This is a genomic window from Enhygromyxa salina (assembly GCF_000737335.2).
Lineage (GTDB): Bacteria > Myxococcota_A > Polyangia > Nannocystales > Nannocystaceae > Plesiocystis > Plesiocystis salina_C.
Window position 1 is genome coordinate 16,959 of record NZ_JMCC02000067.1, and the last position, 26,655, is coordinate 43,613.

Sequence of the window (26,655 nt, forward strand, 5' to 3'; positions counted from 1 at the left end):
AAGATCGGGTTGTCAACTTTGGGGACCCCGCAGAATCGGTGCCATCAGGTGCCGGCGCTCGCTCGAGTCGCGTCGGTGTCTCTCGCCACCGTATTTGTAGCAATGGGTCTCGCGGTTGACCTACGCAGCAACATCGGCTCGAATCACTCGGTGCCAAGGTCCACATATACGGGGGTCCATCGCTCGCTGTTGCTGGCGGCGTGTCTGCTCGGATGTCGGGCGCCCGCGCCGACCGAGGCGCCCGAACCTCAGCGCGCCGCGACCCCTGCACCCAAGCTGGCGCCAACGGAGTCGCTCGCGCCGGGGTTCCACGTGTTTGTCACGCCGCTGCTCACGCCGGCGGCGAAGGTCGCTGTGCGGATCGAGCTGACAGGGCTCGACCCCGAGCTTGGGCCGGCGCTGCGCGAGTGGAGCCTCGCGGGCCCGATCGTGGGCGGCTTCAACCCAACGATCGAGGACGCCGAAGGCCCGATCGAATTCAGCCTCGCGACCCGCGTTGACGCCGAGCAAGAGAGCGTCGAGCTGAGCCTGGATCGGACGCCAGTGTTGCCGCTGCGGATCAGCTACGAGCTCGAGCCGGTGCCTGCGGCGCTCGGCCAGGTCGCGCGGATCGAGCTCGACGAGGTTCACCTGTTCGCAACCGGCGAGGCGCTCCTGTTGCTGCCCGAGGGCATCTTGGATCAGCGTCAGAGCCTGGCGATCCACCTCGAGCCCAAGGCGTTCCAGCCGGCGGATCCAAGCGAGGCCACCGGCCTGCCCCCGCTTCGAGCTGCGAGCAGCTTCGCGGTTGGCAGCGAGCTCGAGCTCGAGGCCTGGCCCTTCGAGCTGCGCCGGGTCGCGTTCATGATGGGCGCGGTCGAGTGGGCGCGATTCGACAGCGTGCGCGGCGAGGATCGTTGGCTTGGCATTGGGCCGGCGCGCTTTGATCAGCGGTGGTCGGCGGCCGAGCTGGCTGCCGTCCGCACCATGGTCGATCGGCAGATCGGTCTGCCAACCATTGAGCCGCTGGTGACCATGCTCGTGACTGGTTCACGCGCCGCGGCAGAGCCAGAGTTTCGTGCGGAGCTGCGCGGTCGCGGGTTGGTGATCCTGGCCGACCAGTCCGCAACTTGGAACGCCCAAGCCCGCATGAGCACGGCCCAAGCCCTGGTCGCGCGCTGGCTCGGCGGGCGCGTGCGTGTGATGTTGGATCCCAGCGCCGACCCGATCAGCGAGCTGTGGTTCACCGCTGGCGCGACCCGCTACGTCGCGCGCGAGGTGTTGTTCGAGCTTGGTGTGCTGTCCGACGACGAGTACTCCGCAGAGCTCAACCGCATCGAGCTCGAGCTCGCCGCCTCCCCCCTGCGCGCGCGCACGCTCGATGATCTGGTCGCGCTGATCGCCGCCGCCAGCAAGCCGGGAGCCGACCCAACCACAAAGATCGCAGCCACCGACGCGCAGGGGCTGCTGGTCGCGCGCGGGGCCGCGTACATGGCCTGGGCCAACGATCGGATCCGCGGGCACGTCGACAAGTGGGGCGCCAGCGTTGGGGTTGGCGAGGCCCTGCGCCTGCTGGTCGCGCGCGCGGTGGCTTCGGAGCGGCGCGAGCTCGCCCTCGCCGAGCTGCTGCGGGAGATGGCATGGTTGATGTCGCACTCGGATCCACCCGAGGGCGACCTTGGGGCCATGTTCGAGGCCGTCGTGCTGGTTGGCCAGCGTCCGCCGCTCAGCCCCGGCGCGTACGGGCGCTGCTTCGTGCCAAAGCAAACCAAGCTGCGCCGGTTCGAGCTGGGCTTTGTCGACACCACGCGTGTCGGCGAGGCGCCAAGCTTCACAGGGGTGGATCCCGATGGCCCCGCGGCAAAGGCCGGGCTGCGCGGCAGCGACCAATTGGTCGAGCTCGACTATGTTGCGGGTGACGCTAGCGAGCCGGTGAAGCTCGCCGTGATGCGGGATGGCAAGCCGATCCAGCTGAGCTATCGGCCCGCCGGGCCAGCGCTGCGGGTCGTGCAGTGGGTCCGCGATCCCAAGGTCGCGCCGGAGTATTGTTTGGACTGGTAGATGAAGATGATCCCCAACAAACCCAAGCTCGAGACCGGCGCGGACGCGCTCGCGTTGTTGGCTGAGCTGGAAGTGCCCGCGCGCCTGCTCCGTCACCACGAGCTGGTGCTCGAGGCGGCGATCGAGCTGACGGATGCGCTGGCCCGCAGGCTCGGCGCCCGGTTTGACGCGGGTGAGATCCAGATCGGCGCCGCGCTGCACGATGTTGGCAAGCTCGTTCACCCAAGCGAGCTGCGCGGTCCGGGTCACGCCCACGAGCAGGCCGGGCAGGCGCTGTTGATCGAGCGGCGCGTGCCCGAGCACCTCGCGAGGTTCTGCATCACACACGCGAGCTGGGACCAGGCGAGCTTGGCGCTCGAGGATCTACTCGTCGCGCTCGCTGACAAGCTATGGAAGGGTAAGCGCGTGGCGGCGCTCGAGGGCCGGGTGATCGAGCTCCTCGCTCATCAACTCGAGCAGCCGCGCTGGCGGGTGTTCGAGCTCGCCGATCACATCTTCGAGGGCGTGGCCGCGGGCGCCGATGATCGGCTGCGGCGCTCGGTCGAGCTTGGCTGAGCGCGGTCGCGGGGCCGAGCGATCCAACATTGGTCGCGCGCGCTCAAACATCGGGGCAGGCGGACAAACATCCAGCATCGCCCTGAACACCGTTCAGCGGTCATATCCGACGACGCAGACACCCCGTGATCATCCCTGCGGGGATCTACGGGGCATCTCGCAGTTTGCGCGGATCCCCCAATGTTGTCTTCGCCGCGCCGCATATCTCCCTGGAGCAGCAGACTCGTGGGTCAGTAGACTCTCTCCATGTCCGCCGCCGGAAGCCAGACCAGTCAGGTGTTCGACCTGATCTTCGGGCTTCTGGAATTGCACGGCTTCCACACCAACGAGGCCCAGGCCTCGATCTGCAGCGTCACACCCACGACGATCCACAACTGGAAGACCGGCAAGGTCAAGGCGCTCAACAGCGGCAAGCTCGAGGAGGTCATCGCCAGGATCTACTTCCTGAGCAAGCGCCGCGGCGTAGACCTGGTCGGCGAGCCCTCGCTGTGTCCGATCGTGATCGAAGAGGGCGCGGGCCCAGAGGACCTCGAGAGAGAGCTGCGCGAGAAGTGGGACTCGGTCTACCTCGGCCACAAGTTCCTCTACTACCACCCCGCCGGCGCGATGGCGTGGACGCAGCTGCTGGCGACCGGCTACGGCAACACGCTGTTGAGCAAGGGCTTCGTGTCGGCGCTGACGGCCGCGCTTGGTGGTTCGTCACGCACCAGCGCCCCCAAGCTTGGCGCGGCTCTGCGCTGGACCGAGGGCAAGTCCTGCGGCGTGGATCTGATCAGCCTTGGCCCCGGCGATGGGGCCAAAGAGGCCCACGCGATCAAGCTGCTCATTGACCACTCGGGGCCCAATCACCGGTTGATCGACTGGCTCACCTATACGCCGGTCGATGTCTCGATCCCGCTGCTGCGGCTCGCGTCCGAGAAGGCCCGCAACCTGATCCGCGACAAGGTCGAGAGCGAGCGCTGGCCCCACTTCTTGGTCCGGCCATCGTGCTCGGACTTCGAAGACGGCAACATCGGATTCGCCGGGCATCTGTCCGAGGCTGACGATGACCGCCGCTTGGTGCTGTTCCTTGGCGGTACCTTTGGCAACCTCAAGAGCGAGACCGTGTTCGTCGAGCGGACCTTGAGCCGCGTGCTGCGGCCGGGTGACTTGCTGTGGCTCGAGGTTGGGGTACGCCAGACGCGGATCGAAGACGACGCCCTGTATGCGCTGGCCAAGGGCGGGCTCGGGGACACCCAAGAAACCGTCCGCCGGGCCCTGGTCGAGGGCCCGCACCGCCGCTTTCGTGCCTCGGTTGGCTCGCTGCTCGAGTCCAACATGCGCATCATCCCGCGCGATGGCGGGGTCACCTGCGAGGTCCCGCGCTCGCACAATTTCGTCCACGACGTGGACATCAACGCCAGCGGACAGCGCTGCTCGGTGCTGTATTCGCGCCGCTACGACGTCGCGGCCTTGCAGCAATGGCTGCTGGGGTTTGGCTACGAGACTCTGTTCGAGCATGCGGTCAAGGACAGCCTCGATCGCGATCGCACCGCGCACCTGCTGCTTCGTCGCGCACGCGCATAGTTCGTTGCCCAGCGATGAACCAGTCTCCGCGGGTGTCCGCAAGCGGGCGAGAAGCCCTCGCCCGAGCTGAAGATAGCTTTCCATCGAGCAGTTTGGCTCGCTGGATGTCCGGCCGCGGAAGCGGCCGAGGAGGGGTTGAATCATGGCAAGTGAAATCATGGCAAGGGGCCAGCACACCGCGCGGGGTCGCGCTGAATTAATGTTCGTCGCAGTCAGCGTGGGCGTGGCGATCGCAACGCCGCTCGCTCGAGTGGGCTCGCGCGCGGCCGGGCTCGCGTTGGTGGGGTTGGCGGCTTGCGGCCTGCTCTCAATCGTTTCGCTGCCGACCCACGCGCCCGCCGAGCGCACGCGCCCGTGGTGGGTCGTGGCGATCCTGGCGGTGGTTCAGCTCGGGTTTTGGATCGCGTTTGGACGGCTCGAGCAGACGGCGCTGGCGATCGCTTCGGCGCGCACGGACGTGCTTGGGCTCTGGCCCTCGCCGGGCACGATCGAGCTGCTGTTCGTCGCGCCGATGTTGGTGCTGGCGCCGCTGGTGTTTGTGGTGTGGCGGCTGCTGGCTCGCGTCGCGCTCGAGCCTTCGCCTGCGATCAAATTTGGCCTGGGCTTCGTGCTGCTGGCGCTGAGCGGGTTGTCGCTGGCGGTCGGCGTGGAGTGGAGCCTCGCCCAAGGCGACGTGGGAATGGCCGCCGTGGCAGCCTGCGCGACCACGCTGGGGCTGGCGGCGCTGTGCCTGGGACCGACGAGCTTGGCCGCCGTTCGTGAGTGCGGAACCAGCAGCGCGTGGGCGGCCGGCTGGGTGCTGTGCGTGTTGTTGGGCCGGGCCACGGGCGCCTGGACGGCCCCCACGACCCTCGCACCCGAGCCTGTGTTTGCCGCGTGCATGTCTGTGGGGAGCATCGCTGTGATCGCGGGCGTCGCCCTGGGTTGTTCGTGGCGGCCGCTCGCCCAGCTGACGAGCGCCAAGCCGGCTGCGGGGCCACGCCGCGTGTCAGCGCTGCAACCGGTGCGCGTCCCCTGAAGTGTGACGCGCGGGCATCACCCGTTGGTCTTCCATCTCATCGCCGAACTGGCCGGCCGCGACCGTCTCGACCACCTTCAATTTTGTCCGCGTAGGTCTTGGCGTCCTGGCCGCGAGGGAAGACCCCGAGCCCGGATCTTTCGAGGGAATTTGTATTGTTGACAATCTGGCCGCGGTTTGGAGACACTGACGAACATCTAGCGAAGGGCTTCCCCAACGTATGAAAGCCCCCAAAAAGCCATGGCTGCCGGGCCTTTTTTGTGTCGTCGCTTGCACGAGCACGGTCGATCGACCCGAGAGCGCCGAGCGTGACTCGATCTCGCAGGTCATTGAGCCAAGCGTGCCCGTGCCTCCGCCACGCTGCAACCAGGCAATTGCCGACGCGGAAAACGCGATCCGTCTCGCCGAGGACGCGAGGCGTGCGGCTGGCTTTGCAGATCATGTTCCATCGGAACATGAGCGGCATCTCGACGAGGGCTTTCGCCTGAGCCCGATGGTTCCGCTCGCGTGGCCTCTAGTCAATTGCGCGGTCGTGTTCTACGTGTACAGCGGGACACTGCCGGTAGTGGGGGACGCGCGTGGGAACCGAGGCCCAGTGGTCGCCCGGATCACGGTCAAACTGGACGACGGCGCGGTCGAGACGAAGTTGTTCCACGAACGAGAGCTCATGGCATTGTCTGGAGGATTGCCACGTTTCGGTTCGGGGTCGCTGGATTCGGAATTTCAGCAACCTGTGTTCGAGGCAGTCATCGGTGCGGCAGTTCCCCACTTGTCCGAAGCATTGGCAGCGTATCGGAGCTGGTTGCAAGAGGAGCGATACATGGCCGCGGTGCTCTACATCTGGCACCGCGAGTTCTTTGACGCGGTCGTTGGCGATGATGAAGCTCTGCGTCAGGACGTTGAGTACGAAGCCGCCATTTGGCGCCGCGAGCGTGGCGAAGAGTAGCCGAAAGGACTTCTTCGAGAGCTCGCGTGAATCGCCCCAAATCCTCACGCTGAGTCCGCGCGCCCGCTCCGACAGCGAGGTCGGCACCGCCGGGCGAAGCTTCTCTCGCCCCGCCGCAGCGCCAAGTTGTATGTGGAGAGTCTGAGCCCTGCTACGGCAGCTCTGCCCAGGTCCCGTCCGTGGCCGGCACGGGGTTGAGCGTGTAGAGCCGCTTGGGCACCAGCCCCGGCGCGTCGAGGTTCGCGTTGATCGGCTCCGGCTGCCAGCCAAGCAGGTCCGTCCGCACGTCACCCGTGGCGAGGTCGAACGCGAGCTCGCCGGACACCCCCTTGAGATCGACCGTGCCCCCAACCGAGAGCGCGTTGACTGCCGTCTTGATGAAGGTGGTGTTGATCTCGGGGCCGAAGCTGATGAAGGTGCCGTCTGGATCGACGAGCTTGCCCATCTGCGCGGCAATGTTCGCCCCGGTGATCGCCTCACCCTCGGGGATTGCGGCCATTGCGAACATGGTCACCAGCGCCGAGTCGTAGGCCAGCGAGGACGTGGAGATCGAGTTGGTCTCCATGAACTTGACCATGTAGCGGGTGTTGAACGCGGTGAAGTTCTGCTCGTCGAAGATGATCGGCGCGACACCCTGGAGGATCGAGTAGAGCAGCCCCTGCGTCATGTCGTCGTCGATGACGAGCGGGTGCTTGATCACGTCGACCATCGACGGGACCGCGCCGTGGGTGACCAAGAACTTCGGGATTGGCGGGGGCTGCATGACCGCGATCGCCTGCAGGTAGCCAAGTATGAACGCCTGGACCTCGCTGGTCCCGACCAACACGATGACCTCGGGCGGGTTGTCTCCGCCGTCGGTGAAGATCGTGTTGGGGATGTGGTCGGCGACGTCGACGATTGGATCGGTGGGATCCAGCTGCAGGTCGTAGGCGAACACGTCTGTGACGTTGACGCCCATGGTGTTGGCGTAGGCGTCGAGCGAGAGCGAGTTTCCGTACTCGTCGTTCTTGTTGAGGATCACGACGTTGTCGCCGGGCTCGACGATTGCCTGCAGGCGGTCGGCGACCGCGTGGGCCTGATAGACGTCGCTTGCGATCGGCCGCCAAACCAGATCGTCGTCGTCGAGATCGGTGAGCTTCTTGCTGGTGGCCGTGGGGGTGATGGTGAACACCCCGGCGGGGACCGTGACCATCTCGGAAGCGGCGATGACGGCCTCGGAGAACACGGGGCCGACGATCGCGGGCACGCACACGTTGTCGACCAGATGCTGCGCGACCTCGACCGCCTTCGAGCCGGCGGCCGAGTCACACGCAACCCACGCGACCTTCTGGCCGCCCGGCAGCTGGGTCTCTTTGTTGAAGTCCGCGATCGCGAGCTGCATCGAGTTTTGCAGCGGCAGCACCAACGTGTCGAACGGCGGCGAGGTCGGCATGATCGAGCCGATGAACACGACGTTGTCCTGCGGGGTGTCGTTGGGCCACTTGACCAGCTGGCACTCGCTGGTCAGCGCCTGGACGCAGGTGCCGTTGCAGCTGCACATCCAGTTTTCGTTGTGGAGGTCGACGCACTGCGTGTGGGTCGAGCAGTCGGCGTCACCGTCGCCGTCGCCGTCGCCGTCGCCGTCGCCGTCGCCGTCGCCGTCACCATCGCCGTCGCCGTCACCATCGCCGGTCATCGTGCCGTCCGCGACGCTGTCTTCGACGCAGGTGTTGCTAGCTGCGTCGCACACCCAGTTGCCGCTGAACTGGTCGCAGTCATTGTCGGTTTGACACTGCTGAAAGCCCCCGTCACCACCCAGGATCAGCGAGCAGCCTGGGACGGCCACGGCCATGCCCAGGAAGCCGACGCCCCAGGTGGACAGCCGCGCGATCCATGAGGATTCAGATGAACGGGATGAGGAAGCGGTGAGGTCAGTCATGATAAATTCCAATTCGTTAGAAGCGCAGGCGCAGAACGCCACCGCCGCCGCCCGGACCAAAGGTTGGCGTCAACGCGACGCGCGAGCTCTGCTTGGGCTTGCTGAAGCCGATGGCGACCAGGACGACTCCGGTCAGCAACACGGCACCGCCAACGCCCAACAGAATGTCAGCCGTCAGCGCCTTGGTCTTGGAGCTATCGAGCAGCGACTGACTGTCGCTCGGCACCTCGGCCTCGCCAGCTTTGTTGAAGTCACCCTGGGCCAGGCCCCCCACGACGGCGCCGCCGATCATCGCGGCTGCGCCGACGCCCGTGAGCGCAAACCCGGCCGCGCGCAGGGTCTTGCGCTTGCGCTTGGCGTCATCGTCGGCCGCATCGGTCTGCGGGGGCGGTGGCTCGACCGGCTTGACCTCGGGGTCCGGCTCTTCTTCGGGCGGCTTCTCCGTGGTCTCTTGTAGGATCGCGCGAAGCACCTTGAGACGGTCGAGCGCGGTCTCCCGCGAGTTGAGATCAACGCCAGGTTGCTTGACGAACCTTGCGTAGAACTCGACGGCCTTCTCGAGGTTGCCAGCCTCTTCGTGGACGCGGCCGATGTTGAACAGGAAGTTTGGCTGGGGATCGACTTCGTAGGCCTGCTCGAACAGCGCGACGGCCCCGTCAAAGTCCTTGGCCTGGAATTTCTCGATCGCTTGATCGCTGAGCTGTTCGGCCTCGGTCTTGCGCTCGACTTCCTCGGCGTCGGCGTCGGCTTCGGCTTCGGGGGTGGGGGATGCCGCGGGGGCAGCCAACGCGACCGTCGAGCCCAACGCGAGCGAGATGGACAAGGTAACGGAGGAGAGCGCGGACAGCAGCGAGGTCACGGGGGTCATTTCTTCTCCACGGGCAAGAATGGCCCGTTCTCGTTCTTCGGTTTCTCGGGATCCAAGAAGGGATTCTTGGGCTTGGGCTCGGGCTTGGGCTCGGGCTTGGGCTCGGCTTCCGCGGGCGTCGGGGAGGCTGCCGGCTTCTTGATTGGCGTTGGCTTGGGCTTGTCGCTGGCCGCTGCGACCGGCGTCAGGGTGAAGTCGATCGGGGGGTTGTCCCCGGCCTTGACCTCGATCTCGCGCTCCCAGGTCTCGTAGCCCTTGGCGCTGATCGTGATCGTGTGCTTACCAACCGACAGCGGCTTGTCGTAGGGCGTGTTGCCCGCTGGCGAGCCGTCGATCAGGAGATCGGCGGGTGGCACCGTGCTGATCTGCAAGATCCCGTTGTCCGCGCCAACCGAGGCCTGCAGCTCGGCGATGCGCTTGCGCGCCTCGGCGTTCGAGGCGTCCGCTTCGAGCACCGCCTGGTAGGCCGAGATCGCGGCGCCGGTGTTGCCTTCGGTGTCGAGCGCTTGGGCGGTCTTCATCAGACGACCGACCTCGATCTGCTTGTCGAGGTGGGTGACCGTGCCGGACAAGTTGGGCGCGTTGGCGATCTGACCGCGGACCGGGTCGAGCTTGCGCGCGGCCGCGTCGAAGTCACCCTGGCCGACCAGCTCTTGGGCCGAGGCGATCGCGGCCTCGAGCTCGGCTGTGTTGGCGGCGACCGGCGCAGCGTCGGGCTGCGGGGCCTCGCCGCCGTTGTTGTTCATCATGACCATCGCGCCCAGACCCAGCAGCGCGGCGACAGCCACCCCACCGACGATCCAGATCAGCTTGCCCTTGGACTGCGGCTCGCTGGCGAAGGTCTGGCTGGGGCTGGTGGCCGGGGCTTGGACCCGCACCGAGCTGCCGCCAGCGGTGATTGGATCGCTTTGGTCGTCGTGCGCCTCGACCTGCAGGTAGGTCGCGGTCTGGCCGGTCGGGGCGTTGAGCGCCGCGGTTGAAAGCGCAGAGATAGCGACGTGCTCGGCGGTCTCGCTGACCGCGGGGAGCTTGAACATCGCCATTGGCACGCAATCGATCAGCTTTTCGACGATCTCGTTGGCGTCGCGCGGGCGCTGGTCGGGATCTTTCTCGAGGCAGTCGTGGATCAGGTGGACGAGCTCGTCGGGGACCTCGTGGTTGGCCGGCAACACCTCGGACAGCGGCGTTGGGAACTCGTGGACGTGCTTGTAGAGCAGCGTTGTGTCGTTCTCGGCCTCGAAGGGCATGCGGCCCGAGAGCATCTGATAGAACAGCACGCCGAGCGCGTAGACATCTACGCGCAGATCGATGTCGAGGCCCTTGATCTGCTCGGGCGAGAGGTAGCCCGAGGTTCCGATGAAGTGCTGCTTGGTGATGTCCTCATCACCCTCGAGCATCTTGGCGAGGCCGAAGTCGATGATCTTGACGAAGTTGGCCCGGCCCTTGCGCTCGCACAGCATGACGTTGCCGGGCTTGATGTCGCGGACCATGAGATCGCGCGAGTGCGCGTGGCCGACCCCCTTGAGGATCTGCGCTGCGATCGGCACGAAGTCGGCCAGCGACAGCCGCCCCTTGCGAGCCAGAAAGTCGCTGAGGAGCTCGCCGTCGACGTACTCCATCACGATGTACGCCCGGCCGCCCTCGCGCCCGTAGTCGAACATCTCGACGATGTTGGAGTGGCGCAGGCCGTCGAGTCGCTTGGCCTCGCGCTCGAACCGAGCCATCGCCTGGGGCTGCTGGGCCAGGGGCGGCGCGATCATCTTGACGACTAGATCGTGCGCGGCAGCGTCGCCATCGGTTGCGGTGGCCGAGTACACGTGGCCCATGCCGCCGCGCCCGATCAATCGCTCGACGGTATACTTGCCACCTAGAGTCTGGCCGATCAGCGGATCGTTTCCGGCGTCCATGGTCAAACTGGTCAAACTGTTCACACTGCTAGACATCACCATTTGATTTGTCGCTCCACTCGTGGTCCGAGAGGGACGGCCCACCCGTCTGCTGGTTCTAGGGGCGGTCGCTGTTGGCGGAGAGTCGTCATGAAGTGGGGGCTGAGATTGCGAACCGAGCGAACTGGGGCCGGGCAAGCCGAGCGAACCCATGTGGTTGGGACGGCTGCCGAGGGCGCCGCTCGTGGAGCGCGACTCCAAGCCAAGCCGGGCATGCGGCTGGGTTCGCGGGGGTGCGGTGCGGGTCCGGGCAGGAGAACCTCGATCGAGGGCTTCGCGGTCGCTGTCATTTTGCGGCACCACCACTCTACTCTACAAGGAAAATCCCTACCTGGGGTGCAGGCGGGAGAGCGCCTCAACCCGCAAAAGCTGGTCCCAAGCGACCGGTTTGGAGCCATGGCCGCTGGCGCGGGACCAGACTGATATGCGGGACGCTCGCGCGAAGGCGTGCCGGGGTCTGCTAGGTGGACCGTCCAAACACCGTTCTTTGACGGCTGAACAAGCATGACCTAGACCCCGCCCGGACCGGCGATCTCTCGCAGGCTACAGGTCCGCGGCCAGGCGGTTGGGTGCCAGCCACTGGAAAAATACGATCCGAACGCGACGCGGGCGCGAGCGCTGCTGCGCGCATCTCGGCTGTCGCTTGGTCGGCGCGGATCGCTGCAGTTTGCTGCCCAGCGGTGAACCGGTCGACGAAGCGTCTGCAAGCGGGCGAGAAGCCCTCGCCCGAGCTCAGAGCAGCTGGTCCCGCTCGGCACCGGGCGACAGCCCGATCCCTTCAGGTGCCCAGATCGCGATCTTCTTCTTCGGTACTGGCGATCTGGTTGAGGATGCCCAGCATCGAGACCAGCTCGGCCTGCATCTCGAGGGCGTTGGCGTGGCGCTGCCCCGGATCCTTGGCGCAGGCCCGCGCGGTGAAGTCGTCGACCGCCGCCGCCAGCTCTGGCGGGGTGTTCTCTGGCATGTAGATGCTGGGCGGCTCGAACTCTTTCTTGACCTGCAGCGCGAGCAGCTTGGTCGCCGGCAGATCGAAGTGCTCCTCGACCGGGTGGCGGGTTGTGACGACCTCGTAGAACGTGACGCCGAGCGCGTACAGGTCTACGCGGTGATCGATGCGCCCATTGATGACCGCCTGCTCCGGGGCCATGTAGCGGGGATCACCCGTGATGTGGGTGTGCAGCTCGAGCGGGCCGCCGTACTCGCGCGCGATCCCAAAGTCGATCAGCTTCACGATCACCAGGCGCCGATCGTAGGCGTCGCGGGTGATGAAGATGTTCTCTGGCTTGATGTCGCAGTGCGCGATGTTGCGGGTGTGGATGTAGTGCAGCGCGTCCAGGGTCTGCGTGAAGATGTCGATCAGCACGCGAAACGAGATGTAGCGGCGCCGCGCGAGCACGTCGCCGACGTCGTTGCCGCGCAGGTACTCCATCGCAAACCACTGGAAGGCCTCGGTCCGGCCGACCTCGAGCACGCGGACCAAGTTGGGGTGCGAGAAGTTGGCGGCGATCACCGCCTCACGGTGGAACCGCGACTGCTCGCTCTCGGGGACGTCGGGCTTGAGCACCTTCAGCGCGACGTAGCGATCCATGGTTGGATCGTAGGCCTTGTAGATCTTGCCCATCCCGCCCTCGCCCAGCCGCTCGACCACCTCGAAGCGCTTTTGCTGGATGACGGACGTGCCCGGCGGCAGATCACCGCCGGCCATGGCCTGCGCTAACGCAGTCGCCTGGGCCAGCGCGTTCGCCTGGGCCTGGTCGAGTGTGCTGTGCTGGCCAATCTGGGGTGACGGCAGCCCGATCTTGGCCGTCACGTGATCCGTTCGCGGATCTGCCACGGACGACGAGCCTATCATGTGTCTGCCCCAGATCGGCAAGGGGTTCGGCAAGGGGTTCGGCAAGGGGTTCGGCAAGGGGTTCGGCAAGGGGTTCGCCCACCTCAGCTCAGTGAGTCGAGCAGCGCGCGAAAATCGTCGGGGAGCGGATCTTCGAAGCGGAGCATCCGCTCGTTGACGGGGTGTCGAAAGCCCAGGCTGGCGGCGTGCAACATCGGCCGCAGGGCCTCGATCTTGGGGGCTCGCTTGGGTTTTGGCCCGGAGGCTTGGTCGCCGGTCTGGGCCCGGGGCCGCCCACGGCCATACACCTGTTCACCTACCAGCGGGTGGCCGGCCTCGGCGAGGTGGATGCGGATCTGGTGCTGACGGCCGGTCTCGAGCCGGCACGAGACCAGGGTGATCTCGCCGAAGGGCCCGTGCAGGCGCGATTCCACCCGAACCTTGGTGATCGCTCGCTTGGCGATCTTGGGTGGGCTGCGGCCCCGCCAAGATCCGCGCAGGCCGTCGCCGCGGTCAGGGACCAAGAAGCTGTCGTGGACCGCGGCCTCGGCCCGGCCGTGGACCAGGGCGACGTACCGACGCTCGACGGTGTGAGCCCGAAACTGAGCCTCGAGCCCCTTGCGACCCGCGCGGGTCCGGGCAAATACGAGCAGGCCGGTCGTGTCCTTGTCGAGCCGCTGGACCACGCCAAGTAGATCGCGCTTGTCCGACTTGTCGGCGTCGTCGTTCACGCCACGCTCGCGCAGGGCTTGACGGGTGCGCTCGATCAGGGTGTCGCGGTCGTCGCGATCCGTGTACGGGACGCTCAACAACCCGGCGGGCTTGCGGACCACGACGACGTCGCGATCGACGTGGATCAGCCGCTCGCGCTCGAGCACGGGCGACTGCCTGCGCTGGGCGGTGGGGTTGACCTGGATCAGCGTGCCCGCGGACACGCGCTCGGCCGGATCGAAGTGCAGCGCGCCGCCAACCTTGACCCGGCCGTTGCGGACCAAGTCGCGCGAGCGGTTCCACGACAGGCCGTCCATCAGCTCGCGCACGAGCGCGGCGAGGGTCGACTCGTGCTGGTCTTCGCTGACCACGAGCTGGCGGGGGCTGTCGTCCAAGGTGACGCTCTACTACCCCGAGTTGGGGGCCATGAACAGGGCGAACGCGGCGCCCGGACCACCCGCGACGAGGGGTCGAAAACGCCGAGGGTGCTCCGCGCGTAGGCTGGTAGTCTGCCCCAGGTGACGCGCGCCGCAGGACCGCAGCCCGAGCAGCTCGAGCTTGGGGACGAGCTGGGTGTCGGGGCCGTGGCCACGGTGTATCGGGCGCGCGACCGGGACACCGGCCACCACTACGCGCTCAAGCTGCTCCACGACCGCAACGCTCGCGACCCTCGCGCGGCCCGGCGCTTCACTCGTGAGGCCGAGCTGGCGCGCACGCTCCGTGATCCGCACATCATCGGGGTCCACGGCGCGATCGAATTCCAAGGTCGGCAGGCGCTGCTGATGGAGCTCGTCGATGGGCCCACGCTCGCCCAGGTCTTGGCCGTGGACGCACCGCTGAGCGAACACCGGCTGCTCACGCTCGCGCGTGGGATCGCCCGCGGGCTCTCGGTCGCCCACGCGGGCGGCGTCATTCACCGGGACCTCAAGCCGGCCAACATTCTGATCGCGCAGCTCGGCAAGGCCGACGAGACCGCCAAGATCGCCGACTTTGGGATGGCCCGCGCGACCAGCTTTGCCGGCGTCGACAGCGAGGCGCTCACGGTGCTCGGGACCCCCGACTACATGGCGCCCGAGACCCTGGATCCGCTCGCCGTGGATCCGCGCACGGATCTCTACGCGCTGGGCTGCATCATGTCCGAGATGGCGACCGGGCGGCCCCCGTTCGCGGCCCCAACCCCGTTCGCGGTGCTCGATGCTCACCGCAAGCGCCCGGCGCCCAAGCTGCCAGAGACCTTCTCGGGCGGTCTGCGCGAGCTGGTCTCGACGCTGTTGGCCAAGCAGCCGAGCGATCGTCCGCACGCCGCTTCGGCAGTGGTCGAGGCGATCGACCAGCTGCTGGCAGCTCCAGACACGGGCGAGGTCACGGCATTGGCCGTTGCGAGCAAGCAACAGCTGGCGCGCGCGCGGCCGCGGGATCTGCTCGCGGCCACGGCCGCTGGGCGCTGCGCTCGGTGTGGCGCGCCGGTGATCCACGGCGTGCGCGTGTGCCTGGACTGCGGGCTGCTGCGGGTCACGGTCGAGCCCGGCAAATGGACGGTGTTCGTGGTCGGACCGGGCGCGGTTGGGGACAAGCTCGACAGCGTCCGCCGCGACGCCCTGTTGACGTGGCTGCGGGCCAACCCCGACGCGGGCCTCGAGATCGGCACCTTCGCCGAGCAGATCCCTCGCCTGCCGTTTCCGCTGGTCGTCCGTGTGTCCGAGCCGAGCGCCCGGGCGCTGACACAGTCGCTCGCGCAGCTGGGCCTCCACGCCGAGGCCAACAAGGGCGGCCGGTTCTCGCACGGAAAGATGACAGAGAAGATGGCCCGGATTGGCGCGCGCCGGAGCAAGGTCGCGCTGCCGCTGTTGATCATTGGCTTGCCGCTCATGATCGTGCTGTTGGTCTTGGCGCTGCCACTGGTCCCGCTGTACGTGGGCGCGGTCGCGTGGTGGACCTCGAAGCCCGCCCTGCAGATCAGCCCAACGACCCGGATGCCGCTGCCGCCCCTGGTCGATGCCCGCCTGCGCGAGGTCGAGCGCGTCGCCCCCAGCGTGAGCGCCCGTCATCGCCCGGGGCTGCGCGCGGTCATCCAGCGGGTGATGGCGTTGCTGCGCGCAACCCCAGAGGCCGAGCACGCGCAGGTCGACGCAGAGATGACCCACGCGCTCGCGGTTGCGACCGTGGGGACCCAGCGCATGACCGAGCTCGACGCGATGGTCAGCCACCCCGACTTCGACGCGAGCGAGTCGGAGCATCGGCGGGATCTACAAGAGCGCGACATGTGGGCGGCTCGCATGCTCGAGCTGACCGCAACCCTCGATGCGCTGGTCGCCCGGCAGGCCGCAGCGCGGCAGGTCGTGAGCGGGGCCGAGCGCGAGTCGCACGCCGAGCTCGACGCGCTGCGTGATCGCGTCGAGGCCCTCGAAGAAGTCCACCGGCTGTGAAGGGCGCGCGCGCGCAGGCCAATTGCAAACGCCGCCGCCAAGCAGGCGACGGCGCAGTGGATCGAGACGCGTCCGATCCGATCGCGTCTACATGATCGACTGAAGCTTCATGGCGACGCCCATGTCGCCGTCGACCTTGAGCTTGCCGGCCATGAACGCCGTCGTTGGCGCGAGGTCGCCCGCCATCATCGCCTCGAGATCCTCGAGCGAGAGTCCGATCGTGCAGTCGGCGTCGTTGTTGTCGTTGGACACGCTGTTCGGCGTTGACTTGCCGTCGATGAACACGACGCCAACGTCACCCATGTCAAACTTGAGGGTTGCACCGAGCCCTGCGTCGTCTCCGACGCGGCCCTTGATCGTTTCGGTAACTGTCTCGAGACTCATGGCTGGTTTCTCTCGGCCGCGAGTAAACCCCCTTACCCCGGCCCGGTCAACCGGCCGATCGTTACAGATCGGGGTGCGCGATGAAATGCGCGGCTGCCAGGACCATGTTGGGCTACTGGTCGACGTGCACAACTCGGTGTAGATCCGCCGAGCCTTGACCAAGCCCGATTCCACGAGCGCTGTGCGCCGCGTCGCGCTGCTGGATCCGTTTGGCGGTCTCGCCGGCGACATGCTCGTCGGCGCGTTGCTGGACCTCGATCCAGAGCTGCTGGCCGCGATGCGTGAGCCGCTGAGTTCGCTGAACCTGCCCGGCTGGCGGCTCGACGCAGAGCCGGCGATGCGCCGCCAGCTTGGCTGCACCAAAGCCAGCTTCACGGTCCCCGACGAGGCCGATCACCGCCACCTCCCAGAGATCCGTCAGCGCATCGACGCGTCCACGCTGCCAGCTCGCGCCAAGCAAAAAGCCGACGCCGCGTTCGTGCTGCTGGCCGAGGCCGAGGCCAAAGTCCACCGGATCTCGATCGACCGCGTGCACTTTCACGAGGTCGGGGCCGCCGACGCGATCTTGGACATCTGCGCGGCCAGCTTTGGGCTGGATCATCTGGGCATCGAAAAATTGCTGTGCGGGCCGCTGCCGGGCGGCTCGGGCACGATCCGCTGCGCACACGGTGACATGCCGGCTCCGGCGCCCGCGGTCGTGCACCTGCTCGAGGACTTCGTGGTGCTCGCGGGCGTTGGCGAGGGCGAGATGGTCACGCCAACGGGCGCGGCCCTGCTGCGCGCGTGGGGTTCACCGCTGGAAGCTGGCACGCTTGGCTATCGGGCCCACGCGGTCGGCTACGGGGCAGGGTCCCGATCCGCGAGCGTGCTGCGATTGACGATGGTCGAGCCGGTCGAGCCGGTCGAGCCGATCGCTACCGCGCTGGCCGGCGAGTTTCAGCGCGACTCGATCTACGCGCTCGAGACCCACCTCGACGATGAGTCGCCCGAGGTGCTCGCGTGGGTGTCGGAGCGGCTGTTCGAGCAAGGTGCGCTCGACGTCGCGTTCGCGCCCTTGACCATGAAAAAAGGCCGCCCCGGGCTCGCGCTGACGGTGTTGGTGCTGCCAGCCCAGCGCGAGCAAGCGGTCGCCACGATCCTGCGCGAGACCACGGCCCTAGGCGTCCGCGAGCAGCTGCTGGCGCGCACGACCTTGGCCCGCGAGATCACCACCCTCGACACCGAATGGGGCCCCGTGCGGATCAAGCGAGCGGGCGGGCGCGACCGACCCGAGTACGAAGACCTAGCCCGGATCGCCCGCGCCCAAGCCATGCCGCTGCGCGAAGTCACCGACGCAATCGCGGCCCTGCTCGCCGCCCAAGGGGGCGCATGACCGCCGCGCTGACCCGACTCGAGCAGGTGATCCGCGGCTACGGCCCCACGATCACCGCGTTCTCCGGCGGCGTCGACTCGACCCTGGTCGCTGTCGTCGCGGCCCGGGTCCACGGCGAGCGGGCGTTGGCGGTCACGGGCGTGTCGTCTTCGCTGGCCGGCAGCGAGCGCGAGCACGCCGTCGCGCTCGCGGCCGAGCTGGGCCTGCGCCACCGCCTGATCGACACCCACGAATTGGATCGCCCCGGCTACCGCCAAAACGCAGGCGACCGCTGCTACCACTGCAAGACCGAGCTGTTCGAGCGGCTGACCGCGCTGGCCCGCAGCGAGGGGTTTGCGTGCGTCGCCTCGGGCGACAACCTCGACGATCTTGGCGGACACCGACCGGGCTTGTTGGCCGCCAAGCAGCTCGCGGTCCGCAAGCCCTTGGTCGAGGCCGAGCTTGGCAAGGCCGGCATCCGCGAGCTCGCGCGCCTGCTTGGGCTGCCCAACCATCAAAAGCCGGCGTCACCGTGCTTGGCCAGCCGGGTCCCGGCCGGCACCCGGGTGGATCCTGCGGTGCTGGCCCGCGTCGAGCAGGCCGAAGCTGGCGTGCGCGCGCTCGGGTTCGAGGGGTTCCGCGTGCGGCACCACGGCGAGCTCGCGCGGATCGAGCTGCCGATCGCGGATCTCGAGCGCGCGCTGTCGCTGCGGGTCGAGGTGATCGCCGCGGTCAAGCGCGCCGGCTATGCGATCGTGACGATCGACCTCGCGGGGTTTCGCTCGGGCTCACTCAACGTGCTGAGGTCTGCCGGTGAATGACGTGACCACTTCAACCCCCTCGGCCGCCTCGGCCAGGGCGATCCTCGACGCGCTGCTCGATGGCCGCATCAACCGCGAGCAAGCCCTCGCCGGGCTCGAGACCAGCGCGGCGCAACCCCGGGTAGAGAACCTGGACTGGGCCCGGATCGATCATGATCGCGCCGCCCGCCGTGGGTTCCCCGAGGTCATCTATGGCCCCGGCAAGACCACGGATCAGATCCGCGAGATCTTCGTGCGCCTGGCCAAGCGCAACCCCAACGTGCTGTGCACGCGGACCGACGCCGCCGCGCACGAGGCCGTTAGCGAGGCGCTGGATCTCGAGGCCCGCGCCGCGCTGCGCTTCGACACCCAGGCCGGCTTGCTCTCGCTGCACCGGGATCAGAGCATTCGCCAGCGCGGGACCTTGGTCGTGCTCTCGGCCGGCACCGCGGATCAAAAGGTCGCCAACGAGGCGCTGTGCTGCGCGAAGGTCCTGGGCAATCGCGTCGAGCGACTCGCCGATGTCGGGGTCGCCGGCCTCCACCGCCTGCTCGCCGAGCTGCCCACGCTCGAGCGCGCCAGCGTGATCATCTGCGTCGCCGGCTTCGAGGCCGCGCTGCCCTCGGTCGTGGCCGGGCTGGTCCACTGTCCCGTGATCGCGGTGCCAACCAGCACCGGCTACGGCGCGAGCTTTCAGGGCGTGACCGCGCTCTTGTCGTGCTTGACCAGCTGCTCCGCCGGGGTGGTGACGGTGAACATCGACAACGGATTTGGGGCTGCCTACGCGGCAACCTTGATCAACCGGCTGTCCGGCCCCGTGCAACCTGACGAACCACAGGTGGCGCCCTGATGCTGGCCGCGTTGACCGGGTTGTTGCTCGGCTGCTGGCACGTCATCAGCGGGCCCGATCACCTGGCCGCGATCACCCCGCTGGCGACCGCTTCGGACAGCGAGCGGAGCGGCGCGCGGGTGGGGCTGGCGTGGGGCCTGGGCCACGCGGGCGGCGTGTGGCTGGTCGGCTTGGTGCTGCTCGCGTTCGGCAGCTTGATCCCGCTGGATCTCGTCGGAGCGTGGAGTGAGCGGATCGTTGGCGTGGCGATCGTGGGGGTCGGCGCGTGGGGGTTGTGGCGGTTCTATCGGCACGACCACGCTCATGCCCACGCCCATGCCCACGCTGCGCACCACGTCCACGGCCGCGGATCCGCGCTGGGCATTGGCCTGATCCACGGCATCGCCGGCAGCTCGCACCTCTACGGCGTGCTCCCGGCGTTGGCGCTGACCTCGAGCGCGAGGCTGAGCTACCTGGCGGGCTTCGGCGTTGGCTCAATTCTCGCGATGGGGGCGTTCGCGGGCCTGCTCGCGCTGATCGTCGGTCGGCTCCCCGGCTCGCGCGAGGTGGTCCGCCGCTGGGCGCTGCTTGGGGCCTCGATCGTCGCGATCGTGGTTGGCACAGCGTGGGTCGCCCTCGGCTGCTAGCTCGCTTGCAAGATCCGCCCATAGAACTGGATCATCCCAGCGTAGTGCTCGAGCGACAGTCGCTCGTCGACCCCGTGATAGCGGGGCACGTCCTGCTTGGTGATGAAGAACGCCGACAATCGATAGACCTGCTTGGCGACGCCAACATAGTGGCGAGCGTCCGTCGCGGCCACGAACAGCCCAGGCGCGACGAGCACCTCGGGGTTCACCTCTCGGACCGCGCGGGCGATCGTGCTGAACCCGGGCGCCTGCGCGTCGGAGATCCGCGGGACCTCGTTGCCGACCACCAGCGTGACCTGGACTCGGGGATCATCGACCGCCTCGCGCACGTGGGCCACGACGCGCTCGACCGTGTCGCCCGCGTTGATGCGGTGGTTGACCAGGGCCCGCGCCCGGGGTGGCAGCACGTTGGCCTTCACGCCGCCTTCGATCACCGTGACCGCGGTCGTCGTGCGCACCGACGATGCAGTCGTCGACGAGGCCAGCAACGCCCGCGTCATGACCGGCGCGAACAGCCACAAGTTGGTCGCCACGAGCTTCAGCGGCCCATGCATCTCGGGCCCGAGCGTGTCGAGGGTCTGGCGAAACGGACCGTCGAGCGACCCTGGCAGCTGCTGGGCTTCAACGCGTGCGACCGCGGCCGCGAGGATCCCGATCGCGGTCTGATCCGGCGGCGCGGACGAGTGACCGCCCTCGAGCTCCACGAGCAGCTCGATCGTCGCCGAGCCCTTCTCACTCAGGCCGATCAGCGCGACCGGCTGCTCGACCGCTGGAAACATCCCGACCGTGATCCCCGTGCCTTCGTCGAGCAGGAATTCGGCCTCGACCCCGCGCGCGTGTAGCAGCTTGGCCATCGCGGCCGCGCCGGAGCCCGTCAGCTCTTCGTCGTGGCCAAAGCACAGGTACACGGTCCGTGGCGGCGTGATGCCGGCAGCGAGCATCGCCTCGGTCGCCTCGAGGATCGCCATGAGGGCGCCCTTGTCGTCCATCGTGCCGCGGCCCCACATGAAGCCTTCGGCCTGCTCGGCGGCGAAGGGCGGGTGCGACCACGCGCTGGGATCATCGGCCGGGACCACGTCCATGTGGGCCGCCAAGATGATCGGCGCGGCGCTGGGATCGGCCCCCGGCCACCGGTACATCAGGCTGTAGTCGCTCACGATCTCGCGCTCGAGCTGCGCGTGGACGAGCGGAAACGAGCGCTCGAGCAGCTGGTGGAACGCGATGAACGGCGCGGGATCGAAGCTGGCCGGGTCTTGGGGCGAGATGGTCTGGATCCGGATCGCCTCGCTCAGCCGGTCGACCGCCTGGACTTCGTCGATGCGCAAAGGCTCAAACCCGTCAACTTGGACCTGCTGCGAGCGGGTCGCGAGCATGTTGACCGTTGCGATCGCCAACAGCACGGACAGCAGCCCGAGCACGCCAAGCAACCAACGTAGCAGGCGACGTCGCCACGGACGTGGTGGTGTGGCACTCGACATCGGCGCGCCCCAGCGTAACAGCACGCCGCGACCTCGATGCCCACACTGCGCGATCCCCGGGTGAATTCGTGGCTTCTGGCTCTCAGTTTGCTCACAACAATTTCGCGTGAGTAACGCGAACGAGCCCAACTGCCCGCGCATTGGATTCTGCGGCGGGCTTCAATCACCGAATCGAGCGATCCGCGCGTTCCGCTCAACCGGCCCCAGGATGGTCAGTGCGCGCGATCACAGGGTAGTCTCCGAAATTCATGAGCGTCTTTCTCAAGCGGGTACTCGAAGAGCCGTCCTACGGCTGGTCTCGAGATGGCGAGTTTTACCGGCCCACCCACCGCGAGATCATGGCGCACTGGTTCTCGCGCATGAACATCTTCGCGTCGCGCAAGAACTGGCTGCCCTTCACCGATTGGGTGTGGACGCTCGCGCTGCTCCCGTTCACGGTGCTGTTCTTCACCAAGTACTTCAGCTGGCCGCTGCTGCTGGTTGGGTTCTTGTACGCGATGCTGTTCCTGGGCACCACGAACATCGTTTGGCTGCACCGCTACTGCACCCACCGGGCGTTCACGTTCACGCATCCAATCTACCGCTTCGTGCTCCGCAACCTCCCGCTGCGGCTGGTCCCCGAAGAGACCTATGTGCTCTCGCACCACGTGCACCACGCCTATACGGAGCAAGCTGGCGATCCCTACAATGCCCACGGCGGCCGGCTCTACTGCTTCTTGGCCGGCGAGCTGCACCAGCCGATCGCCCGGGATCTCTCGCGCAAGGACTACAAGCGCGCCGTTGCGATGCTCAATCACACCGGCGTCAACGCCAACACCTACGCACAATACAAAAAGTGGGGTTCGATCTGTCACCCTGCTTATCTGTATCTGCACTTCTCGCTCAATTGGCTGTTTTGGTACGGCGCGTTCTACCTGATGGGCGGCCACGCGCTGGCCTGCGCAATCTTTGGCATGTCCGCACTGTGGGCAATTGGGATCCGCGACTTCAACTATGACGCGCACGGCTGCGGCAAGGACAAGCGCGACTGGGCGGACTTCAACCGTGAGGATCTGTCGATCAATCAGCTGTTCGCCGGCACCGTCTCGGGCGAGTGGCACAACAACCACCACATGTTCCCCAACGGGGCGCGCTCGGGGTTCTTGTGGTGGCAGCTCGACACGGCGTGGTGGCTGATCCGCCTGACCAAGCTGCTGGGCGGCATCGCCTCGTATCGTGACTACAAAGCCCGGTTCTTGGCCGAGACCTACGAACCCTACCTGCGGGCCAAGGCCGAGGCCGAAGCCAAGGCCAGCTCGGCGTCGCCGCGTCAGCCATGACCGCGGGCATCGCCGAGGGCGCGTGGGTGCTGAACCTCGATACGCCCACGCTGCCACCGGCGACGGCGACCAACACCTTGATCGTTGGCGGGGATCGCCTACTGATCATCGAGCCCGCGACCCCGCACGCCCGCGAGCAGGCCCGGCTCGACGCGCTGATCGCCTCGCTGTTGGCAGACGGTCGCGCGCTCGCTGGGATCGTCGTCACCCATCACCACGTCGATCACATCGGCTACGCGCCAGCGCTGCGGGACCGGCACGAGATCCCGATCTTCGCCCACCCGCAGACCGCCAGTCGGCTCGACTTCCCGATCGACACGCACATCGACGAAGGCTGGACGATCGACCTTGGCGAAGGTCACGTCGTGGAGGCCCTGTTCACGCCCGGCCACGCCCCGGGCCACTTGGTGGTGTGGGACCGCAAGACCAACATCGCCCACGCGGGTGACCTGGTCGCCGGCGAAGGCACGATCCTCGTCGACGTCAGCGACGGCGGCGATATGGGGGTCTACCTGGACTCGCTGCGGCGGATGGCCGCGCACGTTCGCGCCCACCAAGCAGACGGTCAGTCGCCCAGCTTCGTCCCTGCGCACGGGCCGGTGCTGGACGATCCGGTCGCGGTGCTCGAGCACTACGTCAGCCATCGGCTCGCCCGCGAAGCCAAGATCCGACGCGCGGTGGTAGAGGGCGGGCGGCGAGCGTTTCTTGGGATCCTGGCGGCCGCGTACGACGACGTGCCCAAGAAGCTGTGGCCGATCGCCGCGATGTCGGTCGAAGCGCACCTGCGCAAGCTGGTCGCCGACGGCGAGCTGGTCCGGGTGGGCAAGGGAGCCCGCCCCGCGGCTGGGTGAGGGCGTCCGCGCGCTCGCTGTTGGCTGGGTCACAGCAGCGTGAGTGAATCCCCTCGCTCCTAGAGGGTTTCCCCCCGAGAAAAAGTACGGGGCAGCCCGGTTTTTGTGTAGATTTGGCGAATGTTCCTCGAGCTTCGTAACCGATCACTTCTGCTTGGTCTCCCGTGCCTGCTGCTCCTCCCCGCCTGCGGCGATGACGGTATCGCCGATGGAGACGGATCGGCCTCGATGAGCAGCACCACCGAGACTGGTACGACCAATGACTCGGCCGAGGGCATGTCCAACAGCGGCGATGGCGACGGCGACTCCACCGGTGATGGCGACGGCGATCCCACCGGTGATGGCGACGGCGATCCAGGCGACGGCGACGGCGACTCCACCGGCGACGGCGACGGCGACTCCACTGGCGACGGTGACGGCGACTCCACCGGCGACGGCGATGGCGATGGCGATGGCGATGGCGATGGCGACGGCGACGGCGACGGCGACCCCTGCATGGGCGGCAACATGGGCTTCGACTTCAGCTACCTGTGGGTCGCGAACACCACGCAGGGCAGCGTCTCGAAGGTCAACACAGAGACCCTGATCGAAGAGGGTCGCTACCGCACCGGCCCCAACAACGGCTCGCACAGCCCCTCGCGCACGACCGTGAGCTTGGACGGCCGCTTCGCGATGGTCGGCAATCGCAACTCGCAGAGCGTGACCCTGGTCGCCGCCAACGAGATGGATTGCATCGACAAGAACAACGACAACATGATCACGACCTCGACGGGTCCCAACGATCTCAAGGACTGGGATCAAGACGAGTGCGTGCTGTGGCGGACGACCCTGCCCGACGTTGGCCCCGGTGAGCCCTCGGGTCCGCGCGGCATGACCTTCGTGCCAGGTGACTTCAACGAGAACACCTGCATGTACGAGAACTCCAAGATCTGGGTTGGCTGGCACGGCCAAGCGGCCAACCAGGTCCACATGGGTCGGCTCAACCCCGTCGACGGCACCGTCGAAGAGGTCGTCGACATTAACCAGTGGAACATGGGCTGGACCAACTACCCGCCCTACGGCGCCGCCTACGACGGCATCGGCAACGTGTGGTTCACGGCCCTGCGCGGTGAGGTGTTCCGGCTCAACACCAACGACCTCACCTTCGATCGCTGGGCGATGCCGCAGAGCGCCCAGGCCTACGGCATGACCGTTGACGCAGAAGGCAACGCCTGGTTCGGTGGGTGCAGCGGCCCGGTCACCAAGTTCGACGCGCAAGCCGAGACCTTCACCGCGATCCCCGGCACCCAGGCGTGCCATCGCGGCGTCGCAGCCGACAACCTTGGCAATGTGTGGGTCGCCATGAACGGGCCCTGCGGTCTCGCGCAGATCGACCGTGACACCAACACGGTCATCAAGATCCACACCGCCGCGGACTTCAACAACCAGTGCTCGACCCCGGTCGGCGTCAGCATTGATGTTGAGGGCTACGTGTGGATGGTCGACCAGCAGGGCTGGGCGTGGAAGATGGACCCGGAGACCTACGACAAGGAGATCGTGATGATCCAGGGCAACCACTACACCTACTCCGACATGACCGGCGGTGGCCTCAACGCCGTCGTCAACCCGCAGTAGTCGGTCCCCGCAGCGGGGTCTGCCAAGATCAGCCGGTCGCAGCGCGAGCTTCGACCGGCTGGTTGCGTTGGCGCATGGCCTGTCAGAACTCGGTCGAGACGAGCTTCAACCGCTGAATGGCCAGCGCCGCTCGAAGCCCATCTTGCAGCGCCCGGCAAGTCATCATCCCATCGAGGGCGACCCCGAGCTCGACGATCGTCCTTGCGTTGTCCGGCGACATCCCGACGAGGATGACCTTGGCCCCGAGCAACCGCACCGAGCGGGCGAGGCGAATCACGAGCTGGGCCGCGTCGGTGTCGAACACCGGCACCCCCGAGATATCCAGGATCGTCACCCGCGCGCGGCTCTGGCCGATCGCGTCGAGCAGGCGCTCGGTCAACAGCTCCGCGCGGAACCGGTCGAAGGTCCCGACCAGCGGCACGACGAGGATGCCGGGAACGACCGGCGCGATCGGGGTGGAGGCCTCGCGGATGAGCTCGAGCAGCTGGGTCTTTTCGTTGAGCGCGACCCGCAGCTCGGCGAGCTGTGACTCGAACCGCTCAATGTCGCGCTGGGCGGCCTCGCGCTGCAGCGCGTCGTCGCGCTGAACCATGAAGTGGGTCGTGCTGACCACGAGGTGGTCGTAGCACCACTGCTCGATCGCGGCGCGCTGATGCGCGGGCGCGAGCTCCCGGGCCCGCTCGCGCAGCAGTCGGGTGAAGAAGGTGAGGTCCGAGTAACCCAGTCCATGGGCCAAGAAGGTGTTCGTGAACGCGACCGCCACCACGCGCATGGCTTCGGCGGTGCCAGCTTCGGTGTCGCGCTCGAGGGCGTCGACGGCGGCCTCGACATGGACACGGCATGGCTCTTCGCCCGCGACGCTAAACGCACTCATGCGGCGTTTGGCCAGGCGCTGGGTGACAGACGAGACGAGTTCGGTGCGCGTGGATGCGTCAAACAGGGACATGGCGCGCTACCAACTAACCCGATAGACGCACATGTCGCCCGTCTCTTGCTGAATGCAGGAACCCGGGCCGTGCTCGACCAGGGGCGTGATGCCGTAGCGCATGCAAGCCCCCTCGAGGATGCCGGTCATGAGGGTGCAGTGGTTGCGGTAGGCCGTGCACTCGATCACCGCGCTGTGCTCGTCCTCCCACTCGCAGGTGATCGTGCCGATGCCGGGACCGCGAGCGTTGAGCGCCCACCAAGAGCCAACGCCCGAGAGGATCTTCTCGGCGCTGTCGACCTCGGGCGGGTAGACGGCGGTCTCGGTCATGCTCCGGCCCACCTTGATCACCGCGGCCCGACCGAGCTTCTTCTCGATCTTGTTGAACAAGTCGAAGGCCCACTCGATGTCGTACCAAGCCTCGGGATCGATGCGGTCGACCCCGCTGTCAGCGACCAGCTTGTCAACGACCGCCTGATGCTCTGACAGCCCAACGATGAAGCTGCTCAGAGCTGCGCCACTGTACTCGCGCATCCCGCTGTGCTCAGTCACCGTGCGACCATATACCCGCACGATGTACGGGGTCGAGTGGCGCGATCGGCACCCGGCTCGCGGCAGCGCTGCACGCGAGG

The 26,655-nt window shown here is 67.3% G+C and carries 22 protein-coding genes; 13 read left to right on the top strand and 9 right to left on the bottom strand.

The genetic code is table 11. The features are described from left to right. Positions 1–150: 150 nt before the first annotated feature. The 5 genes from DB30_RS24370 (at position 151) to DB30_RS24390 (ending at position 6,125) form a co-directional block, all read left to right on the top strand. Positions 151–2,040, top strand: coding sequence for a hypothetical protein (locus tag DB30_RS24370; RefSeq protein ID WP_146660424.1), 1,890 nt, complete (start codon positions 151–153; stop codon positions 2,038–2,040). After that, positions 2,041–2,595: an HD domain-containing protein gene (locus tag DB30_RS24375; RefSeq protein ID WP_052553097.1), complete on the top strand. Its 555-nt coding sequence runs from the start codon at positions 2,041–2,043 to the stop codon at positions 2,593–2,595. A 246-nt stretch (positions 2,596–2,841) separates the two neighbouring features. After that, positions 2,842–4,161: an L-histidine N(alpha)-methyltransferase gene (locus DB30_RS24380; protein ID WP_052553102.1), complete on the top strand. Its 1,320-nt coding sequence runs from the start codon at positions 2,842–2,844 to the stop codon at positions 4,159–4,161. 199 nt (positions 4,162–4,360) lie between these two features. Then, positions 4,361–5,179, top strand: a complete 819-nt coding sequence (locus DB30_RS24385) for an MFS transporter (protein ID WP_052553104.1) — start codon at positions 4,361–4,363, stop codon at positions 5,177–5,179. A gap of 220 nt (positions 5,180–5,399) precedes the next feature. After that, on the top strand, positions 5,400–6,125 hold the full coding sequence (locus tag DB30_RS24390) for a hypothetical protein (protein WP_052553106.1): 726 nt from the start codon (positions 5,400–5,402) through the stop codon (positions 6,123–6,125). 151 nt (positions 6,126–6,276) lie between these two features. Here DB30_RS24390 and DB30_RS24395 read toward each other — a convergent pair whose 3' ends face one another. The 5 genes from DB30_RS24395 to DB30_RS24420 all read right to left on the bottom strand — a co-directional run bounded on the left by DB30_RS24395 (position 6,277) and on the right by DB30_RS24420 (position 13,794). Beyond that, a complete protein-coding gene (locus tag DB30_RS24395; RefSeq protein ID WP_205633053.1) occupies positions 6,277–8,043 on the bottom strand; it encodes an ABC transporter substrate-binding protein in 1,767 nt (588 codons plus the stop codon). A 16-nt stretch (positions 8,044–8,059) separates the two neighbouring features. Then, a complete protein-coding gene (locus DB30_RS24405; RefSeq protein ID WP_052553111.1) occupies positions 8,060–8,911 on the bottom strand; it encodes a tetratricopeptide repeat protein in 852 nt (283 codons plus the stop codon). Beyond that, positions 8,908–10,818 (bottom strand): serine/threonine-protein kinase, encoded by a 1,911-nt coding sequence (locus tag DB30_RS24410; protein ID WP_052553113.1) that lies wholly within the window; start codon positions 10,816–10,818, stop codon positions 8,908–8,910. The genes DB30_RS24405 and DB30_RS24410 overlap by 4 nt, the downstream gene beginning before the upstream one ends. Positions 10,819–11,635: 817 nt before the next feature. Beyond that, positions 11,636–12,691: a serine/threonine-protein kinase gene (locus DB30_RS24415; protein ID WP_052553115.1), complete on the bottom strand. Its 1,056-nt coding sequence runs from the start codon at positions 12,689–12,691 to the stop codon at positions 11,636–11,638. A 101-nt stretch (positions 12,692–12,792) separates the two neighbouring features. Next, on the bottom strand, positions 12,793–13,794 hold the full coding sequence (locus DB30_RS24420; protein ID WP_052553117.1) for an RluA family pseudouridine synthase: 1,002 nt from the start codon (positions 13,792–13,794) through the stop codon (positions 12,793–12,795). A 123-nt stretch (positions 13,795–13,917) separates the two neighbouring features. On the opposite strand from DB30_RS24420, the gene DB30_RS24425 reads away from it, so the two are divergent. Beyond that, on the top strand, positions 13,918–15,825 hold the full coding sequence (locus DB30_RS24425; protein WP_052553118.1) for a serine/threonine-protein kinase: 1,908 nt from the start codon (positions 13,918–13,920) through the stop codon (positions 15,823–15,825). Between the two features lie 87 nt (positions 15,826–15,912). Here DB30_RS24425 and DB30_RS24430 read toward each other — a convergent pair whose 3' ends face one another. Continuing rightward, complete coding sequence (locus tag DB30_RS24430; protein ID WP_052553120.1) at positions 15,913–16,209, bottom strand: SCP2 sterol-binding domain-containing protein; 297 nt, start codon at positions 16,207–16,209, stop codon at positions 15,913–15,915. Positions 16,210–16,363: 154 nt separating this feature from the next. Between DB30_RS24430 and larC the strand changes: the two genes are divergently transcribed. Genes larC through DB30_RS24450 form a run of 4 tightly spaced genes read left to right on the top strand, consistent with a single transcriptional unit; the run spans position 16,364 to position 19,836 of the window. Then, positions 16,364–17,581: a nickel pincer cofactor biosynthesis protein LarC gene (gene larC, locus DB30_RS24435; protein WP_052553124.1), complete on the top strand. Its 1,218-nt coding sequence runs from the start codon at positions 16,364–16,366 to the stop codon at positions 17,579–17,581. Next, a complete protein-coding gene (gene larE / locus DB30_RS24440; protein ID WP_052553126.1) occupies positions 17,578–18,381 on the top strand; it encodes an ATP-dependent sacrificial sulfur transferase LarE in 804 nt (267 codons plus the stop codon). The genes larC and larE overlap by 4 nt, the downstream gene beginning before the upstream one ends. Beyond that, positions 18,374–19,210 (top strand): nickel pincer cofactor biosynthesis protein LarB, encoded by an 837-nt coding sequence (gene larB, locus DB30_RS24445; RefSeq protein WP_240480317.1) that lies wholly within the window; start codon positions 18,374–18,376, stop codon positions 19,208–19,210. The genes larE and larB overlap by 8 nt, the downstream gene beginning before the upstream one ends. After that, positions 19,210–19,836: a hypothetical protein gene (locus DB30_RS24450; protein WP_052553128.1), complete on the top strand. Its 627-nt coding sequence runs from the start codon at positions 19,210–19,212 to the stop codon at positions 19,834–19,836. Before larB ends, DB30_RS24450 begins: the two co-directional genes overlap by 1 nt. On the opposite strand, the gene DB30_RS24455 is transcribed toward DB30_RS24450, so the two are convergent. Next, entirely contained in the window at positions 19,833–21,314 is a 1,482-nt protein-coding gene (locus DB30_RS24455; RefSeq protein ID WP_165703929.1) for a M20 family peptidase, read from the bottom strand. The two genes, DB30_RS24450 and DB30_RS24455, sit on opposite strands and share 4 nt — an antisense overlap. 248 nt (positions 21,315–21,562) lie before the next feature. Here DB30_RS24455 and DB30_RS24460 point away from each other — a divergent pair, with 248 nt between their 5' ends. The 3 genes from DB30_RS24460 to DB30_RS24475 all read left to right on the top strand — a co-directional run bounded on the left by DB30_RS24460 (position 21,563) and on the right by DB30_RS24475 (position 25,098). Next, the gene (locus DB30_RS24460) at positions 21,563–22,633 is read left to right on the top strand and encodes a fatty acid desaturase (RefSeq protein ID WP_052553130.1); all 1,071 of its coding nucleotides are present in this window, start codon (positions 21,563–21,565) and stop codon (positions 22,631–22,633) included. Beyond that, the gene (locus DB30_RS24465; RefSeq protein ID WP_052553132.1) at positions 22,630–23,484 is read left to right on the top strand and encodes an MBL fold metallo-hydrolase; all 855 of its coding nucleotides are present in this window, start codon (positions 22,630–22,632) and stop codon (positions 23,482–23,484) included. The genes DB30_RS24460 and DB30_RS24465 overlap by 4 nt, the downstream gene beginning before the upstream one ends. A gap of 120 nt (positions 23,485–23,604) precedes the next feature. Beyond that, positions 23,605–25,098: an NHL repeat-containing protein gene (locus DB30_RS24475; protein ID WP_052553138.1), complete on the top strand. Its 1,494-nt coding sequence runs from the start codon at positions 23,605–23,607 to the stop codon at positions 25,096–25,098. Positions 25,099–25,180: 82 nt separating this feature from the next. On the opposite strand, the gene DB30_RS24480 is transcribed toward DB30_RS24475, so the two are convergent. Both DB30_RS24480 and DB30_RS24485 read right to left on the bottom strand, forming a co-directional pair. Continuing rightward, positions 25,181–26,044 carry an STAS domain-containing protein gene (locus DB30_RS24480; protein ID WP_052553139.1) on the bottom strand — a complete coding sequence of 288 codons (864 nt, stop codon included), beginning with the start codon at positions 26,042–26,044 and terminating at the stop codon, positions 25,181–25,183. A 6-nt stretch (positions 26,045–26,050) separates the two neighbouring features. Further along, entirely contained in the window at positions 26,051–26,575 is a 525-nt protein-coding gene (locus DB30_RS24485; RefSeq protein ID WP_052553141.1) for a hypothetical protein, read from the bottom strand. Between the last annotated feature and the right edge of the window lie 80 nt (positions 26,576–26,655).

What these genes read in the sequence shown, in the direction of transcription:
- DB30_RS24375 (WP_052553097.1), top strand. Translation starts at nt 2,041, where the DNA reads ATGAAGATGATCCCCAACAAACCCAAGCTCGAGACCGGCGCGGACGCG.
- DB30_RS24380 (WP_052553102.1), top strand. Translation starts at nt 2,842, where the DNA reads ATGTCCGCCGCCGGAAGCCAGACCAGTCAGGTGTTCGACCTGATCTTC.
- DB30_RS24385 (WP_052553104.1), top strand. Translation starts at nt 4,361, where the DNA reads ATGTTCGTCGCAGTCAGCGTGGGCGTGGCGATCGCAACGCCGCTCGCT.
- DB30_RS24390 (WP_052553106.1), top strand. Translation starts at nt 5,400, where the DNA reads ATGAAAGCCCCCAAAAAGCCATGGCTGCCGGGCCTTTTTTGTGTCGTC.
- DB30_RS24395 (WP_205633053.1), bottom strand. Translation starts at nt 8,043, where the DNA reads ATGACTGACCTCACCGCTTCCTCATCCCGTTCATCTGAATCCTCATGG.
- DB30_RS24405 (WP_052553111.1), bottom strand. Translation starts at nt 8,911, where the DNA reads ATGACCCCCGTGACCTCGCTGCTGTCCGCGCTCTCCTCCGTTACCTTG.
- DB30_RS24410 (WP_052553113.1), bottom strand. Translation starts at nt 10,818, where the DNA reads ATGGACGCCGGAAACGATCCGCTGATCGGCCAGACTCTAGGTGGCAAG.
- DB30_RS24430 (WP_052553120.1), bottom strand. Translation starts at nt 16,209, where the DNA reads ATGAGTCTCGAGACAGTTACCGAAACGATCAAGGGCCGCGTCGGAGAC.
- larE (WP_052553126.1), top strand. Translation starts at nt 17,578, where the DNA reads ATGACCGCCGCGCTGACCCGACTCGAGCAGGTGATCCGCGGCTACGGC.
- DB30_RS24450 (WP_052553128.1), top strand. Translation starts at nt 19,210, where the DNA reads ATGCTGGCCGCGTTGACCGGGTTGTTGCTCGGCTGCTGGCACGTCATC.
- DB30_RS24455 (WP_165703929.1), bottom strand. Translation starts at nt 21,314, where the DNA reads ATGTCGAGTGCCACACCACCACGTCCGTGGCGACGTCGCCTGCTACGT.
- DB30_RS24460 (WP_052553130.1), top strand. Translation starts at nt 21,563, where the DNA reads ATGAGCGTCTTTCTCAAGCGGGTACTCGAAGAGCCGTCCTACGGCTGG.
- DB30_RS24465 (WP_052553132.1), top strand. Translation starts at nt 22,630, where the DNA reads ATGACCGCGGGCATCGCCGAGGGCGCGTGGGTGCTGAACCTCGATACG.
- DB30_RS24475 (WP_052553138.1), top strand. Translation starts at nt 23,605, where the DNA reads ATGTTCCTCGAGCTTCGTAACCGATCACTTCTGCTTGGTCTCCCGTGC.
- DB30_RS24480 (WP_052553139.1), bottom strand. Translation starts at nt 26,044, where the DNA reads ATGTCCCTGTTTGACGCATCCACGCGCACCGAACTCGTCTCGTCTGTC.